The following is a 16504-nucleotide window of genomic DNA, read 5'->3' as shown; positions in this document are numbered from 1 at the left end:
ACCTAAAGCGATTCGCTCTATAAAATAGCGCCTTTCAGCTTAGATGATCAGGAGATAGCGTGACACAGTTTCGTCCATGTATCGATCTGCACCAAGGGCAGGTTAAGCAAATTGTTGGTGGTAGCTTGCAAGATAGTGGTGCTGATACCAACTATGTAAGCCCTTATGATGCGGCTTATTATGCGGAACTTTATCAGCAGCATAACCTGACGGGCGGCCACGTCATCGCATTAGGGCCAGGTAACAAAGAGCAGGCTTTGTTGGCGCTATCAACCTGGAAAGGTGGTCTACAGTTTGGTGGTGGCGTAAATAATGTAAATGCGACTGAGTTTTTAGAAGCAGGTGCATCTCACGTAATCGTCACCTCTTATCTATTCGATCAAGGTCAATTTAGCTGGGAACGTTTAGAAAAGATTAAAGCTGAAACAGGTGCTGATAAGCTTATTTTGGACCTTAGCTGCCGTCGTACGGAAACCGGTTGGAATATAGCGACTGACCGTTGGCAAACGGTGACGAGTATGGCGGTTGATGAGAAAACTTTGTCTGAGTTAGGTGAGCATTGCGCTGAATTCTTAATTCATGCTGCAGACGTTGAAGGTTTGCAGGGTGGTATAGATCAAGAGCTAGTTAAGCTCTTAGGAAAAGCGTGTTCGATCCCGGTTACTTATGCCGGTGGAGCGCGTTCTCTAGAAGATCTAAAGCTGGTGGATCAGCTTTCGCAAGGCAATGTCGATCTTACAATCGGTAGCGCCCTAGATATCTTTGGCGGTAAGGGTGTTACTTTAGAAGAGTGTATCGCGTGGAATGCTCGATAAAGTAAATCCAGGATAAGAAAAAGGCAGCGAATCACGCTGCCTTTTTATTTGTGTTAGTTGATAAGCGCTTTTATTTAAAAAGCTGTGCAAATTGACCATAACCTTGGGCTGTTAGCTCCTCTTTAGGTACAAAGCGAAGAGAAGCTGAGTTTATGCAATAGCGTAAGCCTGTAGGAGCTGGGCCATCATTAAAGACATGACCCAAATGAGAATCGGCACGCGAACTTCTTACTTCAACTCGTTTCATAAAGAAAGAATTATCCTCTTTCTCTACAATGTCCACCCCTTTGATCGGCTGAGTAAAACTCGGCCAGCCGGTACCAGACTTGTATTTATCAGTCGATGAGAAAAGTGGTTCGCCACTGACGATATCTACATAGATGCCTTCACGCTTTTCATCCCAGTACTCGTTATCAAATGGCCTTTCTGTGCCATCCTCTTGAGTTACTTTGTATTGAAGTGGGCTTAGATTAGATTTCAAATAGTGTTCAGATGGTTTTACGAACTGTTGGATACGGTAGTCCGCATCTGAAGTTTGGCCTTTGTATTGGGATAGGTCATGTTTAGCATTTTCGCTCCAAACCTTTGATAAAAATTGATCGCGCCCAGAGCCATTACGATAGTAGCTATAGCGAAGTGGATTTTTCGCATAATAATCTTGGTGGTAATCCTCGGCAGGGTAGAAGTTCTTAAACGGTGCAATTTCAGTCTCTAAGGGTTTACCGTAAACGCCAGATTTTACTAGTGCATCAACCGACTGGTCGATAGCCTGTTTTTGTGCAGCATTATGATAGTAAACGGCTGGACGGTATTGCTTTCCTCTATCAACAAATTGACCATTACCATCGGTTGGGTTCATAACGCGCCATAGATGTTCAAGTAGGCCTGTGTAAGAGATGACTTCAGGGTTGTAGTACACCTGAATCGCTTCTGTGTGTTTGGTTAAGCCGGCAGAAACTTCTTTGTAATTTGGATTTGCTTTTTCGCCTCCGCTATAGCCTGACACAACTTGAACAACACCATCGAGCTTTTCGAAGTCTGATTCAGTGCACCAAAAGCAGCCACCGGCAAAGGTCGCAATAGCAAGTTGATTAGACTGGATAGATTGCATCGTAGTTGTTTCGGATGATGCGTTTGGTTGTTCATTCCCTGTGGATAGGGTGGCGATTCCGGCACCAAGTATTGAAATAGCTGAGATGGCAATTATTTTTTTCATTTCTACAGAACCTGTAAATACTGGTAATGCAAATTTAGAGAGGTCATTAGGCAATTGGTTCCATAAAATCTGTAAGCCCTTTATTAGGGGATCATAAAAAGCGGAATTAACAAACTTTGCTATGCTGTTAATGAGGAGTATTTCTCACCTTATTTAAGGAAGGAGCTAGGTATCGGTACATCAAATTGTAATGGTTTGCCCTTATGGTTGTTGCCGGTTTGGCCAAAGGAATGAAGTTATGCTTTCTAAATCCAATCCAACTCAAATTGAATCGCCTTGCGTAAGAAATTGCTGCCTGAATGATCAGGATATTTGTGTCGGGTGCTATCGATCTTTAGACGAGATTCTTCGCTGGAGTAAAGTTTCAGAAGAGGAACGTTCTCGGATTCTCAAGAATACAGATCGTCGCAAAGCGAAGTTGTCTTCTATTCGGTTCAATGGTTGATATATCAGTCTATCCTCGCATGATCCTTGGCTGATATATAAACACTTGTCACGATTATTGAGCAATATGCTGAAATATCAGAAGTTTTTGGAAAATTTCCTTTGACATATTGCATGAGTTAGGCGAATTTTATAGATACTTTTTTATACCCCTTAGAAATTAGAGTTTATTTAGGCGGTATATCGGTGTAAGTCATATAGAAAATAAGGAACATCCTTAATGGACGCTAACAGTGTATTGGCAATGCCTGAAGAGCTATCTATTGCAAATGTGACGGAATGGCAACAAAAGTTGGGTAGCTACATAAACTCAGCTGAGGCTGTGTGTTTAGATGGTGAAAAACTCACTCGAGTTGATACTGCTGCGCTACAACTGTTAACGGCTTTTTGTCTGAAGGCTCAAACTCTGCAAAAAACAGTCAAGTGGATTAACCCTTCAGATACTCTAGTGAAAACTGCGTGCCAGTTAGGGCTAGAACAAACTCTATTCCTTAAAAATGATTAACCTGCTCAGGATTTATGTGGAGATTAGTATAAATGGCTAGCATCTTAGTTGTTGATGATTCGGCTTCCTTAAGAAATATGGTGACCTTTACCCTTAAGCAGGAAGGATACCAAGTAGTAGAGGCGGCTAATGGGCAGGAAGCTTTAGGTAAGGCTCAAACAGGGCGTTTTGACTTGGTTCTAACGGATGTAAATATGCCGATCATGGACGGTATTACTTTGTGTGCTGAACTACGCAAATTACCTGCTTTTAAATTTACACCTATTTTAGTGCTAACCACTGAAAGTTCCCCTGAAATGAAGCAAAGAGGGAAGGGAGCAGGTGCAACGGGTTGGCTTGTTAAACCATTTAATCCTGAGAAACTTCTAAGCACAATTAAGCGTGTAGTACGGTAGATAAGAACTATGAGTATTGATCTATCACAGTTTATAGCTACTTTTCTTGAAGAGAGCTATGAAGGTTTAGAGGTTATGGAATCCAGCCTTCTAAACCTTGATTCAGCCGATGAAGAAACGATCAATACCATTTTTCGTGCTGCTCACTCTATAAAAGGTGGTGCGGGCACGTTTGGTTTTAATGAAGTCGCAGATTTCACCCATGTAGTGGAAACACTGTTGGATGAACTGCGCAGTGGCAAACAGTCGATAACACCAGAGCTGGTAAATCTGCTACTAGAATCTGTCGATTGTATCAAAATGTTGCTCGAAGCAGCTCAAGATGGCCCTGAGGTTGATGCAGCCAAGATCCAGCAAGTACAACAGCGTTTAGAGCAGGCTTTAGGGCAAGAACCTTCGCAAGACCAGGCTGTGCCAGTAACTGAAACAAATGTTGCTGTTGACGTTCATGCTAAAAATACGTGCTGGCACATAAACTTTGTACCTCATCGAAATCTGCTTCAAGCAGGCCATGAACCTGCTTTTATGTTTGAAGCCTTGGCTGACTTAGGCGAATTAACCGTAACGCCAAATATCGTCGATCTGCCAGATTTATCCTCGATAAATTCTGAAAAACTATTCCTGTCTTGGAAGTTACAGTTGGTATCAGAAGATTGTTCTGAGGAAGAAATACAAGAAGTATTTGAATGGGTTGAAGATGAATGTGAGCTTGAGATATCGCAAGGGGAATTACTCTCTGACGATCCAATAGAAGCAGAAACCGGAAGTAATTCTGCAGGGTGGTCTATCTCATTTATTCCTAGCCCTTCAATTCTTGAAACAGGTAATGAACCAAGTTTCATGTTTGAAGCGCTAGAAGATCTAGGTCAGCTTGATATACAAGTTAATTTGGATCGATTAGTTGATTTTGAAAAGCTGAATCCAGAGCAGCTCTTGCTTACTTGGAATTTAGATCTTGTATCTGAGTGCAGTAAAGAAGAGATAGAAGAAGTTTTTGAATGGGTTGAGGATGAATGTACTTTAGCAATAGAAGCTAAAGTACAGAAACAATCTGCTGAAGAAACGAGCGAAGTATCGGCTAAGGAAATTGAATCACTGCCAAGTGAAGGCTCATCTTCTGTTCAACCTTCTAACCCTGCAATAGAACCTATAGTAGAGCCAAAACCTGAGTCACAAAAGCCAAGCTCAGTGTCTACAAATCAAACCAACTCTGCACGTAAACCTAAGGCGGCAGAAAGTAGTTCGATTAGGGTGGATACCGACAAAATTGATGCGCTAATCAACCGTGTTGGTGAATTGGTAATTACTCAAGCTATGCTTGGCCAGGTGGGTGAAGAGCTTGCTGAAATTACCGGCGGTTCGGAAGTAGAACGCTTACAAGCTGGCTTAGAACAGTTGGAGCGCAACACGCGTGACCTGCAAGAAGATGTGATGCGTGTGCGCATGTTGCCTATCAGTTTTGTTTTCAACCGTTTTCCGCGTTTGGTCCATGACGTGAGTGGAAAATTAGGTAAGAAAGTAGAACTGGTTATCACAGGTGAACAGACTGAGATCGATAAGACAGTGATGGAGAAAATCGGTGACCCTATGGTTCACCTGATTAGAAACTCTCTTGACCACGGTTTGGAAGCGCCAGAAGAACGTATCGCTGCAGGAAAATCTGAAGTCGGCAGAGTGGAGCTTAATGCTTACCATCAGGGCGGCTTTATCATTATCGACATAACGGATGATGGACGCGGGTTAAATACTGAAAAAATCTATCAAAAAGCATTAGAGAACGGACTTATTACTGCCGACCAGCAGTTGAGTGATAGTGAAATTAATGAGCTTATCTTTAAGCCAGGTTTCTCTACGGCCGATGCGGTGAGCGATCTATCGGGTCGTGGTGTTGGCATGGATGTGGTACGACGAAATATTGAGTCCCTAGGCGGGCACGTAAGTGTGACTTCTGAGCCTGGCCATGGTTCGACTTTCAGCGTAAGTCTACCTTTGACCTTAGCAATTCTTGATGGTCAGCTTGTTCGTGTTCACAACGAAACTTACATTGTTCCGCTTATCGCTATCGTTGAAACAATCTTGGCGGACAAATCTGCAATGAGCCCTATAGCGGGTGAAAACAAGCTACTTCATTTCCGCGAAGAGTACATACCGTTAATCAACTTGCGTTCTCTGTTTAAGCTACCAGTCGAAGATGATCAACAAGATACTAACCTAATTGCCATTGTTGAAAATGGCGGTCAAAAGGTTGGACTCGTAGTTGACGAGCTTTTTGGTCAGCAACAAGTGGTTATTAAAAGTTTAGAGGTTAATTTTAAACGTATTGAAGGCTTTGCTGGAGCAACAATTTTAGGTGATGGTAGTGTTGCCCTTATTCTCGATATAGCGGGTTTGATGAAGCGCGGACTAGATTTTGAAACGGCAAAAGCGGCTCATAAGCGAAATGAAATCTCTCGGAGTGAACATGCTGATCAGGGGGCTGTGGCATGACAGATACTAAATGGCAGGAACAGTCTGAGCTTTTAGACCAAACAGCTGATGGGCACCAATATCTGAGTTTTCTACTTGATGATGAAGAATACGGCGTAGATATCCTTAGAGTGCAAGAACTTAGAGGCTGGACGCCGGTAACGCATGTTCCTGATATGCCTGACTATCTGAAAGGTGTTTTGAATTTACGTGGGGCTATTATTCCTGTGATCGATTTGCGTTTGCGATTCGGTCTTAAGCCTGTGGAATATGGACCTACTACGGTTGTTATTGTGATTAATGTCGATAGTGGGAGCAGTCAGCGTGTTATGGGCATTATTGTCGATGCGGTTGCTGAGACATACACACTTTCAATCAACCAGATACAACCCGCGCCACAGATAGGCGGAGTGATAAATGCTGAATTTATTACAGGCTTAGTGGCGCAGGATGAAAAAATGATTGTCCTAATGGACATAGATGAATTAATGAATTCCGATGAGTTGGCGGTCGATGCGCCAACAAGAGCTGAAGTGAAAGCATAGGGGCGGAGGATAAGAAATGAAAATCAATGAGCCGGTTACGGATCGTGAAGTTAAGCTCAGAGATGGTCAGGAACTTGTTACAAAAACAAACCTGAAAGGGATTATTACTTATACCAATCCGGATTTTATAGAGATCAGTGGATTTAGTCGGGATGAGTTAGTCGGTAAAAACCATAACGTGGTTCGTCACCCTGATATGCCTCCTGCTGCTTTCAAAGATCTATGGGAGACCCTCAAGTTAGGCCGTCCTTGGTCAAAATTGGTTAAAAACCGTTGTAAAAACGGTGATTACTACTGGGTTAAAGCTAATGTTACTCCTATCTTCCGTAATGGCGAGATCGTTGAGTATATGTCTGTACGAACGCGCCCTAGTCAGGAAGAGGTTGAACAAGCGACTGCTCTTTACGCGAAGTTAAAGCGCAATGAGGCAACCATTCCGTCCCCAAATGCAGTTCCTAAGCAAAATCTTGGTGGTCAGATCAACCATCATGCTGTAATGGCTGTTGTTGCCGCGGTACTGATTAATGCCGCGATTTATTTTATGGGATTACCAGCAGAAGCCTTGATGGTAGGCCCTATTGTAGCGTTCCTGATTATTCTATTTGGGGCTAATAATTGCTTGAAAAACAGCGTTGTTAAGCCGTTAGAGCAAGCTAGACGCCACATGCTTGATATCACTGAAGGAGACTACTTAGCACCTATTCCTTTGGATGAACCAGGTGAAACTGGTGAGCTCAAACGTAACGTTAAAATACTAGCGACCAAACTGGGTTACGAAGTTAATGATGCCAAAGAGGCAGCAAACCGTGCGTCTCGTATTAAAGTAGCGCTAGATAACGTTTCTTCTAACGTTATGTTGGCGGATAACGACGGCAATATCATTTACTGTAATGAGGCTGTTTTGGGCATGATGCGTAATGCTCAGGAAGATATCAGAGAGCAGTTGCCGGAATTTGAAGCAGACAAAATCTTAGGTTCTAACTTTGATATTTTCCACAAAAATCCTGAACATCAGCGCCGAATGTTGGAAAGCCTTAAAACCACTCATAATGGTAAAATTAGAGTCGGAAAACGTAGCTTCAGTTTGATTGCCAATCCTGTGGTTGACGAAAACAGTCAGCGCCTAGGTACAGTTGTTGAATGGATGGATATTACCGATCAACTGATTGCAGAAGACCAAGTGGCGAACTTGATCCAAAAAGCATCTCAAGGTGAATTGAATGAGCGCCTAGATGAAGAGCTTTACAGCGGATTTATGGCTAATATCGCTTCTGGTGTTAACCAAATGCTCGATGCAGTAGTAGAGCCTATCCGTGAAGTTAAACGTGTGCTTAGCGCTATGTCTGACGGTGATTTGACTCAGCAGATGTCCGGTAATTTCCAAGGTGAGTTCTCTGAGCTAAATGAAGCGCTAAATAGTTCTTTGCACAACTTGAATACAATGGTCGGTGAGATCCGCACAGCGGGTGCAAGTATTACTACCGGTGCTTCTGAAATTTCAAGCGGTAACACAACACTTAGTTCTCGTACTGAAGCTCAAGCAGCAAGCTTACAAGAAACTGCTGCGAGCATGGAGCAGATGACTAGTACGGTTAAACAAAATGCGGATAACGCTGATGAAGCGCGCAATCAAGCGACTGATGCTCAAAAATTGGCAGAGAAGGGCGGGGATATCTCAAATAAGGTAGTTACCTCAATGGGAGATATACGCGCGAGTTCTACTAAAATTGCTGAAATTATCGGTGTGATTGATGAGATCGCTTTCCAAACCAACCTGCTGGCTTTGAATGCTGCGGTCGAGGCAGCACGAGCTGGTGAACAAGGACGCGGTTTTGCGGTAGTGGCATCCGAAGTTCGTAGCCTTGCACAGCGAAGTGCAAGTGCTGCCAAAGAGATCAAAGAGCTAATTAGCGATAGTGTTGAAAAAGTTGAAGAGGGTGGCCTCTTTGTCGACGAATCAGGCAAAGCTCTCGCTGAAATTATGGAAGCGATTAAAAACGTTTCGACGATCATCAGTGAAATTGCTGCTGCCAGCCGTGAACAAGCCATCGGCATTGAGCAAGTTAATATTGCTGTAACGCAAATGGATGAAGGTACGCAGCAAAACGCAGCCTTGGTTGAAGAAGTTGCAGCTGCTTCTGCGTCTATGGAAGAACAGGCAGGGCAACTTCAAACACTTGTTAACCAATTTGACGTGGTTGAGGCTGAAGGTCATTCTAGTTCAGTGCAAGCTCCAGCTAAACCTGAAGGTGTTAGCCGTCTAAGGGAATTGGCTAGTCAGAACGTTCAAGCTGAGCGCAAACCTGAAGTAAAGCGCACTGTACCTAAACAGCCGATCGTAAGTGCTGGTGCGAGTGGTGATGAGTGGGAAGAGTTTTAAGTTGTACCTAAACAGCCTATCAAATTAGGTAGGCTGTTTAATACTCTTTAATTTCTGGGAGCGTTAATGGCATCAGATTCAACCAGATCCCGCGAGTTTACCTTCACAAGGCAGCACTTTGTTAAGGTTAGGGATGAGCTATACGATTATGCAGGCATTGTCCTAGCTGATCATAAGCAAGATATGGCTTACAACCGTTTGGTGCGTCGCCTAAGGGAATTGAAACTTTCTAATTTTGACGATTATTTTTCATTTTTAGACAACAATCCTGTCGAATTTAGCCAATTTATTAATGCGCTTACAACAAATCTAACTGCTTTCTTCCGTGAAAAGCACCATTTTGATTTCATAACCAACACCATTATCCCAGAGATAGAAGAGGCACGTTCATATAGTATTAGAGGCTGGTCTGCAGGGTGTTCCTTAGGTGAGGAACCCTACAGTTTGGTAATGACGTTGTTGGAATCGGGCATAGATCCTTCACGTTGGGATATACGATTGTTGGCGACCGATATTGATTCTAAAGTTTTGAGTAGTGCTAAATCCGGTATCTACGCAGAAGACAGAGTTAAAAATCTGCCAAATACCCAAGTCAAACGCTGGTTCTTAAAAGGAAAAGGTTCGCATAAAGGTTTCGTGAGAGTTAAGCCTGAGCTTCAAGATTTACTTAGGTTTAATTATCTGAATTTGATGCAGGACTGGCCGATTGAAGGGCCTTTAGATTTTATTTTTTGCCGAAATGTCATGATCTATTTTGATCAAAATACGCAGGCGCGATTATTGGATCGGATGCATTCTCTGCTGAAACCTAATGGTTATTTGTTTGTCGGGCACTCTGAGGCTTTAGCACGCCATGCGAGTAATTTTGAATTGGTGGGTAAAACAATTTACAGGAAGGTTGGGTAAGCTGGATGACAATGGAAGTAAAACGTCCTAAGGGTGTATCCGGTTTTGAACAGTTCAACTCTTTTTGGGAGCCGCGCTGGGAGCTTTATGCTGTAAAGGTCAAGCCGGGTGAGTTCTATATTGCCAATGACGAATTGGTGATTACTACCCTGCTAGGTTCGTGTATTTCAGCTTGTATCTATGATCCAGTGACTGAATTTGGTGGGTTAAATCATTTTATGTTGCCTACAGGTGGACCAAATGATGACCTACAAAGGTCCTCTCGATATGGTTTATTTGCGATGGAGCAGCTGATTAACGAACTGATGAAGCATGGCTGCTTACGTGAAAACCTGCAGGTAAAGTTAACTGGCGGTGGCAATATGATGTCTGGAATTGCCAATATCGGTCAGCAAAACATAGATTTTATTCTTAAGTATATAGATGACGAAGGTTTAAAACTGATAGCCTCAGACTTAGGAGGCGATCAAGCTCGCCGGGTAGCGTTTTTCCCTACAACAGGGCGTATGTTAGTTAATAAACTTGATCATCGTGATGATCAGCGTGTAATCGCTGAAGAGCGTTCTTACCAAATTGATGTTGATCAGCATCTAGATGATTCAGATGTTGAACTCTTTTAAAGGAAATTACCCTGATATGGAAAAAACTCGGGTATTGATAGTCGATGATTCTGCTTTGGTCCGAGGAGTGATCAGCGAATTATTGTCTCTAGATTCTAGTATTGAGGTTGTAGGTACCGCTGTTGACCCTTACGATGCTAGAGACAAAATTAAGCAATTAAAGCCAGATGTGCTGACGCTTGATATTGAAATGCCAAAGATGGATGGCATTACGTTTTTAAAGAATTTAATGAAGCTTAACCCCATGCCTGTGGTTATGTTGTCAACTCTGACCCATGAAGGTGCTGATGCTACATTGCAGTCCTTGGAAATTGGGGCAATCGATTATATTGCAAAGCCTTCTAATACTCAGTCTGATGATCACTTGCAGTTGTTCCAATCTGATTTAGTTGCAAAAGTAAAAGCGGCTGCTTCCACGTCTGCAAAGCTGAAGTTTAACCGCAACAGTCGTAGTCAAATTTCTAAAGTTATCTCTAAAGCACCTTTAATTCGGGCAAGAAACCAACTCGTAGCAATCGGATCTTCTACTGGGGGCACAGAAGCGCTTCATCAAATCTTGGCAGCGCTGCCTACTGATATGCCACCCATTATCGTTACTCAGCATATACCGTTGAGTTTTAGCGATCGCTTTGCAAATCGTTTAGACAAAAATTGTGATTTAAACGTTTCTCAAGCGAAGGATGGAGATGTCCTTAAACCAGGCAATGTTTATATAGCACCGGGAGATTCTCATCTTTGCATCAAACAGAATGGCCATGAGTTTGTTTGTGTATTAGATGATAGTGCTCCTGTAAATCGCCATAAGCCTTCGGTTGAGGTGATGTTTAACTCCATCGCATCCTTAGATCAAAGGAATATAACTACCATCATGCTTACAGGTATGGGTGAGGATGGGGCTGTCGCGATGAAAGGTCTTGTGGATAAAGGCGCTCATTCCATTGTGCAAGATGAGGCTACCAGCCTTGTGTGGGGCATGCCGGGTACTGCTGTAAGACTAGGCGCGGCTAAAGAGGTTGTACCTTTAAATGATATAGCGCAACGACTGGTGCAGCACCTGTCGTAATTTAGAGTAATTGAGGTTAGCTAAATGACGTTAAAGAAAATAATGTTGGTTGCTGCTCTGGTAGCAAGTTTAGTGTTAGCGACTGCTGAGGTTCTGGGGCTAGAGAGTACTGTGAATCTCATCTGTCTTGTGGTGCTAATTCCGGCGTTGATTGCTCAATTTGTATTGAAGGACAAGGTTGCACATTCTTCGCGTCGTAATGAAGGAGAGCCTAACAGAGCGGAAGGCTCAGCTGTTTCAGTTGACCCAGCATTACATGATGCGGTTAAAGAGGTATCTCAGACTCTTGTGCATGATGCAATGATTGTTAATCAGGAAGTCTCACGTGTAGACGGTTTGATTAAAGAATCTGTTCACTTAATGAGTGATAGTTTTCATACTATGCATGATTTGGCGAGTCGCCAGGCCGCGCTCACTGCTGAGATCATCGATCAAACTCATGAGGGAGATTCTCAGGGTGGGGATCAAAATTTAAATCCAGAAACGTTTAGTATTCAAAGTTTTATTTCTGAAACAAGCCACACATTGGATCAATTTGTAAATGTTATGGTGGATGTCAGTAAAAACAGTTTAGAAACTGTGCACCATATCGATGATATGGTTGAAAAACTGGATGGCATTTTTGGTTTAATTGAAAATGTTGAAGGTTTAGCAAGTCAAACAAACTTACTGGCTCTTAACGCAAGTATTGAGGCAGCACGAGCAGGCGAAGCAGGTCGAGGTTTCGCGGTAGTTGCTGACGAGGTACGTACATTATCGATTAACTCTGCTAGTTTGAATAATGAGATCCGCGAAGAGATTGGGTCAGCTAAAGAAACTATCGAAATCTTGCGTAGCACGGTAGGGGGAATGGCTTCTACTGATATGAGTGACACCATCGGAACGAAAGATAAGATGGGTCAGATGCTTGAGCATATGGCGAATATGAATCACTTCTTAAACGAGAAAGTGATGGAAATTTCGAACATTGGTACTCAACTAAGTAGCAGTGTGGATCAGGCTGTACGCTCCTTACAGTTCGAGGATATATCATCTCAAGCGCTCTCTTCTGTAGAGCATAATGTTGATTCTTTGAACGAAGTTTCGACATTAATTTCAAATGTAATTACACCAGATCATCAAGTTAACAGTGTCGCTGCTGACAAATGCATGGCGCGTTGTAAAGAACTTAGAGAGCAATCTGTACAGCGTAATCAAACACGTACAGTTGCTCAAAATGATATGGAAGAAGGGGAAGTAGAGCTGTTCTAAAAATGCTCTACAATCCATAAAAGTCTTAAGTTGATGGGATAACGTATGGCTATTTCAGTACAAAATTCTGGTGATAATAAAACGATTAATATTGTGGTTTCTCAGCAGTTTGATTACTCACTACACCAATCTTTTCGTGATGCGTACCGCAATGTAGACAAAGAAGGTGCTATTTTTAAAGTAGATCTTTCAAAGGCTACTTATATGGATAGCTCTGCGTTAGGCATGATTTTGTTGCTTAAAGAGCATGCAGAGAAGAAAGGTGGGACGGTTGTAATTTCTAAACCTAATGAGTCTGTCCATAAGATTTTAACAATCGCGAATTTCGATCAGTTTGTAACTATCGAGAGTTAATTATTTATGGTTGAAGCTGAATTAAGGCAAACAGGAAGCGGCGATAATCAAGTTTTAATCGTTGATGATATGCGTTTGAATCGTCAGATCCTAGGTCAGATGATTCACGAGATGGGACTCGAAGCTGTTTTTGCCGAGACAGGTGAAGAGGCGGTAGAAAAGTATCAAGCGCTAAACCCAAGCCTCATCTTGATGGATATCAATATGCCGGGCATGGATGGTATCCAAGCTACATTGCAAATTAAACAAGCCGCAAAAGACAGCTTCATCCCAATTATTTTTGTGACAGGTGCCGAAGGACAAGATGTGATTCGTCAGGCTATTGATGCCGGAGGTGATGATTATATTCAACGTCCTTTCCCTTTTGAATTGCTCGAAGGCAAGATTGTTGCCCTAAGGCGTATCGCACAACTCTACCGTCAGGTTAATCGTTTAAATCATTTGCGAGCTCGTGAAGAAGAAGTCGCAGAGCAGTTATTAAGTGGTGCTGTAGAGTCTGCCAATGTGGCTCTTGATCAAGTGCGTATCCATAAACAACCTGCTGAAACGTTCAGCGGTGATGTTCAGCTGAGTGCTTTTCGTCCGAATGGGGAATTAAATGTTCTCTTAGGCGATTTTACCGGGCATGGTTTGACCTCTACGATTGGTGCTTTACCTCTTTCAGAAACCTTCAGAGCGATGACCGCTAAGGGGTATGACGCAGAGGAAATCATTGCTCAGATTAATCGTAAGTTACAAAAGCTTTTGCCTACAGGAATGTTTCTTGCGACAGCCATAGTCACTTTGAGCCCAGATGGTACAGCTAAAATTTGGAATGGTGGCTTACCTGATATTTTGGTGATTTCTCAAGGTGAAGTGGTACAACGCATCGTATCCAGTCATCCACCTTTAGGTATTATTCCTTCAGTTAAAGAGCTCAATTTCGAACATACTAAAGTAAAGCCAGATGATCATATCTTGTTGCTCAGCGATGGTGTGATTGAAGCGGAAAACCATTTGGCCGAACAGTTTGGTGAAGATAGGTTGTATCAATCTATCGCTGCCCAGAAGGGCAATGTTGACAGCCAATTAGTTGATATTATCTTGTCTGATCTTAGTGACTTTGTTGATGGCAATATTCAGAAAGATGATATTTCACTAATCGATATCCCTGGTAGTGTTACAGCCGAGGATATAAAGCCCATCACGCCATGTGGGGTTGAATTAGATGTTAACGAATCCTCCATTCTTGATATCTGGAATTGGAGTTTAGAACTTCAAGGCGGTAGTTTAGCGCGTATAAATCCTGTAGCTCAGGCCTTAAGTCGTCTACAAGAATCCGAAGGCGGTGGTGATCAATGGCACAGTGTTTTTAGCATCTTAACTGAGCTTTATGTTAATGCCCTTGACCATGGGGTATTGAAACTTGAGTCTAGCTTGAAATCTTCCCCTGAAGGATTTGCCGAGTACTTTAGTGAGCGAGAAAAAAGACTGGAATCTCTTTCAAATGGCGCAGTTGCGCTCTACCTTCAACACACGCGGTTTGCCCATGGAGGGCGTCTGTTAGTGAGAGTAGAAGATAGTGGAGAGGGCTTTGATTATGAGCATTGGCTTCGTAGTGAAAAAGTAGTTAATGAAGGTCAGTTTAGTGGCCGAGGAATCGCGCTTGTTTCTGACCTATGTGACAGCATTCGTTATGAAAACGGTGGAACTGCGGTGGAAGTAGTTTATAGCTACTCCACTAAAGACTAGATTTTTGCGCAATAATTAAAAACTCTCGGTTACCATCGCCACCTTTAATTGGGCTTTCAAAGTAATCGAGAATTTTCATACCTAAATTGGCACAGCATTCTGCAACTTCAGCTTTAACTTGAGGGTAAAGTGAGCTATCTCGTACAATGCCTCCTCGCCCAATACCTTCTTTCCCAACTTCAAACTGTGGCTTTACAAGGCTAATTAAATATCCGTTCTGAGCTATTAGGGGGATCAACGAAGGTAAAATTTTGCGTTGAGAAATAAAGGATACATCCATAACTGCTAGGTCAAATCCTTTACCATGTGTATGTGAGAGGAGCATCTCATGTGGGAGGTCTCGGCCATTGATTCCTTCATAGCAGGTTACTTTAGGGTCTGAACGTAGCTTATCGGCTAGTTGATCATGGCCTACTTCTATACCTACGACCGCATCAATTCCTGCTTGTAACAAACAATCAGTAAAGCCTCCTGTAGACTGGCCTACATCGATGGCTGTTTTACCGGTTAGTTCGAGCTGAAGAGTATCTATTGCCTTTAAAAGCTTTAAAGCACCGCGAGAGACGAAACGGTCACCTTCATCTTCTTCAACCTCAAATGGCGTATCAGCCTCTAACTTTAGGCCGGATTTTTTAAGAAGTTGCCACTTACCTTTTATCTCGGCTTGAACTCTGCCAGATTTGATCAGTTGTTGCGCGTGAGTGCGCGAGCGGGCAAATCCCAGTTCAACAAGTAGAAGGTCAGCACGTTGCATAGTTCTGATCGGATCCGTTAAAAAGAGAGGATTATACGCAATCTAACCCTAGCTGGTTAGATTTTTAATTGCGGTGTACACTGCATTAAACGTGGCAATTTTATAGAGCTGTAGACGCAAGTAACAAAGGAATTCATGATGCGTAAGAGTTTAGCACTGAGCTTAGTTCTACTATCGGTGAATAGCTTGGCAGAGGTAAATAAGGATGACTTACTTAAGTGTCGCAGCTACGCTGATCCTAGCAAAAGAGCACAATGTGTACAGCTGCTCAAATCTCCCAAGCTAAGAGTTGGTTCAAGTGAGTGTAAGAAAAAACTCTCTTGCTGGGAAAAGCGGTTTCGAGAACAAGCTGAAAGGCATTGCTCTAATGCCTTTGCGCGTCGCGCAAAATATTCTTCCTATTGGGCAGGTTATTGGAGTGGGCAAGATTTTGATAAAGTGCGTTGGATTGACCAAGGTAAAGGTACAATGATGTACTATGAAAAAGAATCCAGCGTAATTTTGCAGTGTCGATTTTACCCAAGTGCGCCTTCTCAGGTTAGGGTGAGCATTGCACCAGCTATATAATTATCTATTCAAGGTTACCCAAGTATGTAGGTTCATTGGTCAATGTCTTGGGGACCTAACCATTTATTGTAAAACCTTATCTTTTATACAGGGATAACTATGAATAAAAGCATCATCAGTACTGAAAATGCACCTTCTGCAATTGGTACATACTCTCAAGCGGTTCGCGTTGGTAACACAGTCTATATGTCTGGTCAGATTCCTCTGATTCCGGCAACTATGGAGATGGTTACAGAGTCGTTTGAAGCGCAAGCGGAGCAGGTTTTCAAAAACTTGCAGGCTGTTGCCGAAGCGGCGGGTGGTTCTCTTTCTGATGTGGTTAAGGTAACTATTTTGTTATCTGATATGAGCCACTTTGCGATGGTTAATGAGGTGATGGCGCGTTATTTCGCTGAGCCATATCCAGCGCGTGCTGCATTTGCGGTTAAGCAATTACCGAAAGATGCAGATATCGAAGTAGAAGCAATTATGGTGACTGCTGAGTGATTTATT

The 16504-nt window shown here is 42.7% G+C and carries 17 protein-coding genes; 15 read left to right on the top strand and 2 right to left on the bottom strand.

Features of this window, described 5'->3' with window-relative positions; all coding sequences use genetic code 11:
- Positions 1-59: 59 nt before the first annotated feature.
- Positions 60-815 carry a phosphoribosylformimino-5-aminoimidazole carboxamide ribotide isomerase gene (hisA, locus tag ACMXYV_RS11210; RefSeq protein WP_415888579.1) on the top strand — a complete coding sequence of 252 codons (756 nt, stop codon included), beginning with the start codon at positions 60-62 and terminating at the stop codon, positions 813-815.
- A gap of 70 nt (positions 816-885) precedes the next feature.
- On the opposite strand, the gene msrB is transcribed toward hisA, so the two are convergent.
- Complete coding sequence (gene msrB / locus ACMXYV_RS11205) at positions 886-1926, bottom strand: peptide-methionine (R)-S-oxide reductase MsrB (RefSeq protein ID WP_415891440.1); 1041 nt, start codon at positions 1924-1926, stop codon at positions 886-888.
- Between the two features lie 343 nt (positions 1927-2269).
- Between msrB and ACMXYV_RS11200 the strand changes: the two genes are divergently transcribed.
- From ACMXYV_RS11200 to ACMXYV_RS11145, 12 genes are all read left to right on the top strand, one after another.
- The gene (locus ACMXYV_RS11200) at positions 2270-2476 is read left to right on the top strand and encodes a DUF1289 domain-containing protein (RefSeq protein ID WP_415888578.1); all 207 of its coding nucleotides are present in this window, start codon (positions 2270-2272) and stop codon (positions 2474-2476) included.
- Positions 2477-2695: 219 nt separating this feature from the next.
- Positions 2696-2980, top strand: coding sequence for an STAS domain-containing protein (locus tag ACMXYV_RS11195; RefSeq protein WP_415888577.1), 285 nt, complete (start codon positions 2696-2698; stop codon positions 2978-2980).
- Between the two features lie 32 nt (positions 2981-3012).
- A complete protein-coding gene (locus tag ACMXYV_RS11190) occupies positions 3013-3375 on the top strand; it encodes a response regulator (RefSeq protein WP_415881668.1) in 363 nt (120 codons plus the stop codon).
- A gap of 9 nt (positions 3376-3384) precedes the next feature.
- Positions 3385-5862, top strand: a complete 2478-nt coding sequence (locus tag ACMXYV_RS11185; RefSeq protein WP_415888576.1) for a chemotaxis protein CheA — start codon at positions 3385-3387, stop codon at positions 5860-5862.
- Positions 5859-6386, top strand: coding sequence for a chemotaxis protein CheW (locus tag ACMXYV_RS11180; protein WP_415888575.1), 528 nt, complete (start codon positions 5859-5861; stop codon positions 6384-6386). Before ACMXYV_RS11185 ends, ACMXYV_RS11180 begins: the two co-directional genes overlap by 4 nt.
- A gap of 16 nt (positions 6387-6402) precedes the next feature.
- Positions 6403-8766 (top strand): methyl-accepting chemotaxis protein, encoded by a 2364-nt coding sequence (locus ACMXYV_RS11175; RefSeq protein WP_415888574.1) that lies wholly within the window; start codon positions 6403-6405, stop codon positions 8764-8766.
- Positions 8767-8832: 66 nt separating this feature from the next.
- A complete protein-coding gene (locus ACMXYV_RS11170) occupies positions 8833-9672 on the top strand; it encodes a CheR family methyltransferase (RefSeq protein ID WP_415888573.1) in 840 nt (279 codons plus the stop codon).
- A 5-nt stretch (positions 9673-9677) separates the two neighbouring features.
- The gene (locus ACMXYV_RS11165; RefSeq protein WP_415888572.1) at positions 9678-10292 is read left to right on the top strand and encodes a chemotaxis protein CheD; all 615 of its coding nucleotides are present in this window, start codon (positions 9678-9680) and stop codon (positions 10290-10292) included.
- A 16-nt stretch (positions 10293-10308) separates the two neighbouring features.
- On the top strand, positions 10309-11355 hold the full coding sequence (locus tag ACMXYV_RS11160) for a protein-glutamate methylesterase/protein-glutamine glutaminase (RefSeq protein WP_415888571.1): 1047 nt from the start codon (positions 10309-10311) through the stop codon (positions 11353-11355).
- A 24-nt stretch (positions 11356-11379) separates the two neighbouring features.
- Positions 11380-12606, top strand: coding sequence for a methyl-accepting chemotaxis protein (locus ACMXYV_RS11155; protein ID WP_415888570.1), 1227 nt, complete (start codon positions 11380-11382; stop codon positions 12604-12606).
- Positions 12607-12651: 45 nt separating this feature from the next.
- Positions 12652-12960, top strand: a complete 309-nt coding sequence (locus ACMXYV_RS11150; protein WP_415888569.1) for an STAS domain-containing protein — start codon at positions 12652-12654, stop codon at positions 12958-12960.
- Positions 12961-12966: 6 nt separating this feature from the next.
- Positions 12967-14691 (top strand): ATP-binding SpoIIE family protein phosphatase, encoded by a 1725-nt coding sequence (locus ACMXYV_RS11145; RefSeq protein ID WP_415888568.1) that lies wholly within the window; start codon positions 12967-12969, stop codon positions 14689-14691.
- Here ACMXYV_RS11145 and ACMXYV_RS11140 read toward each other — a convergent pair.
- Positions 14681-15445: a TlyA family RNA methyltransferase gene (locus ACMXYV_RS11140; RefSeq protein WP_415888567.1), complete on the bottom strand. Its 765-nt coding sequence runs from the start codon at positions 15443-15445 to the stop codon at positions 14681-14683. The genes ACMXYV_RS11145 and ACMXYV_RS11140 overlap by 11 nt on opposite strands.
- A gap of 138 nt (positions 15446-15583) precedes the next feature.
- Here ACMXYV_RS11140 and ACMXYV_RS11135 point away from each other — a divergent pair, with 138 nt between their 5' ends.
- A complete protein-coding gene (locus ACMXYV_RS11135) occupies positions 15584-16012 on the top strand; it encodes a hypothetical protein (RefSeq protein WP_415888566.1) in 429 nt (142 codons plus the stop codon).
- A 99-nt stretch (positions 16013-16111) separates the two neighbouring features.
- Positions 16112-16498 carry a RidA family protein gene (locus ACMXYV_RS11130; protein ID WP_415888565.1) on the top strand — a complete coding sequence of 129 codons (387 nt, stop codon included), beginning with the start codon at positions 16112-16114 and terminating at the stop codon, positions 16496-16498.
- The last annotated feature ends 6 nt before the right edge of the window (positions 16499-16504 follow it).

It is taken from the genome of Neptuniibacter sp. SY11_33 (assembly GCF_047778025.1).
Lineage (GTDB): Bacteria > Pseudomonadota > Gammaproteobacteria > Pseudomonadales > Balneatricaceae > Neptuniibacter.
Note: the sequence above shows the minus strand (reverse complement) of the source record. Positions and strands in the feature narration are given on the sequence as shown.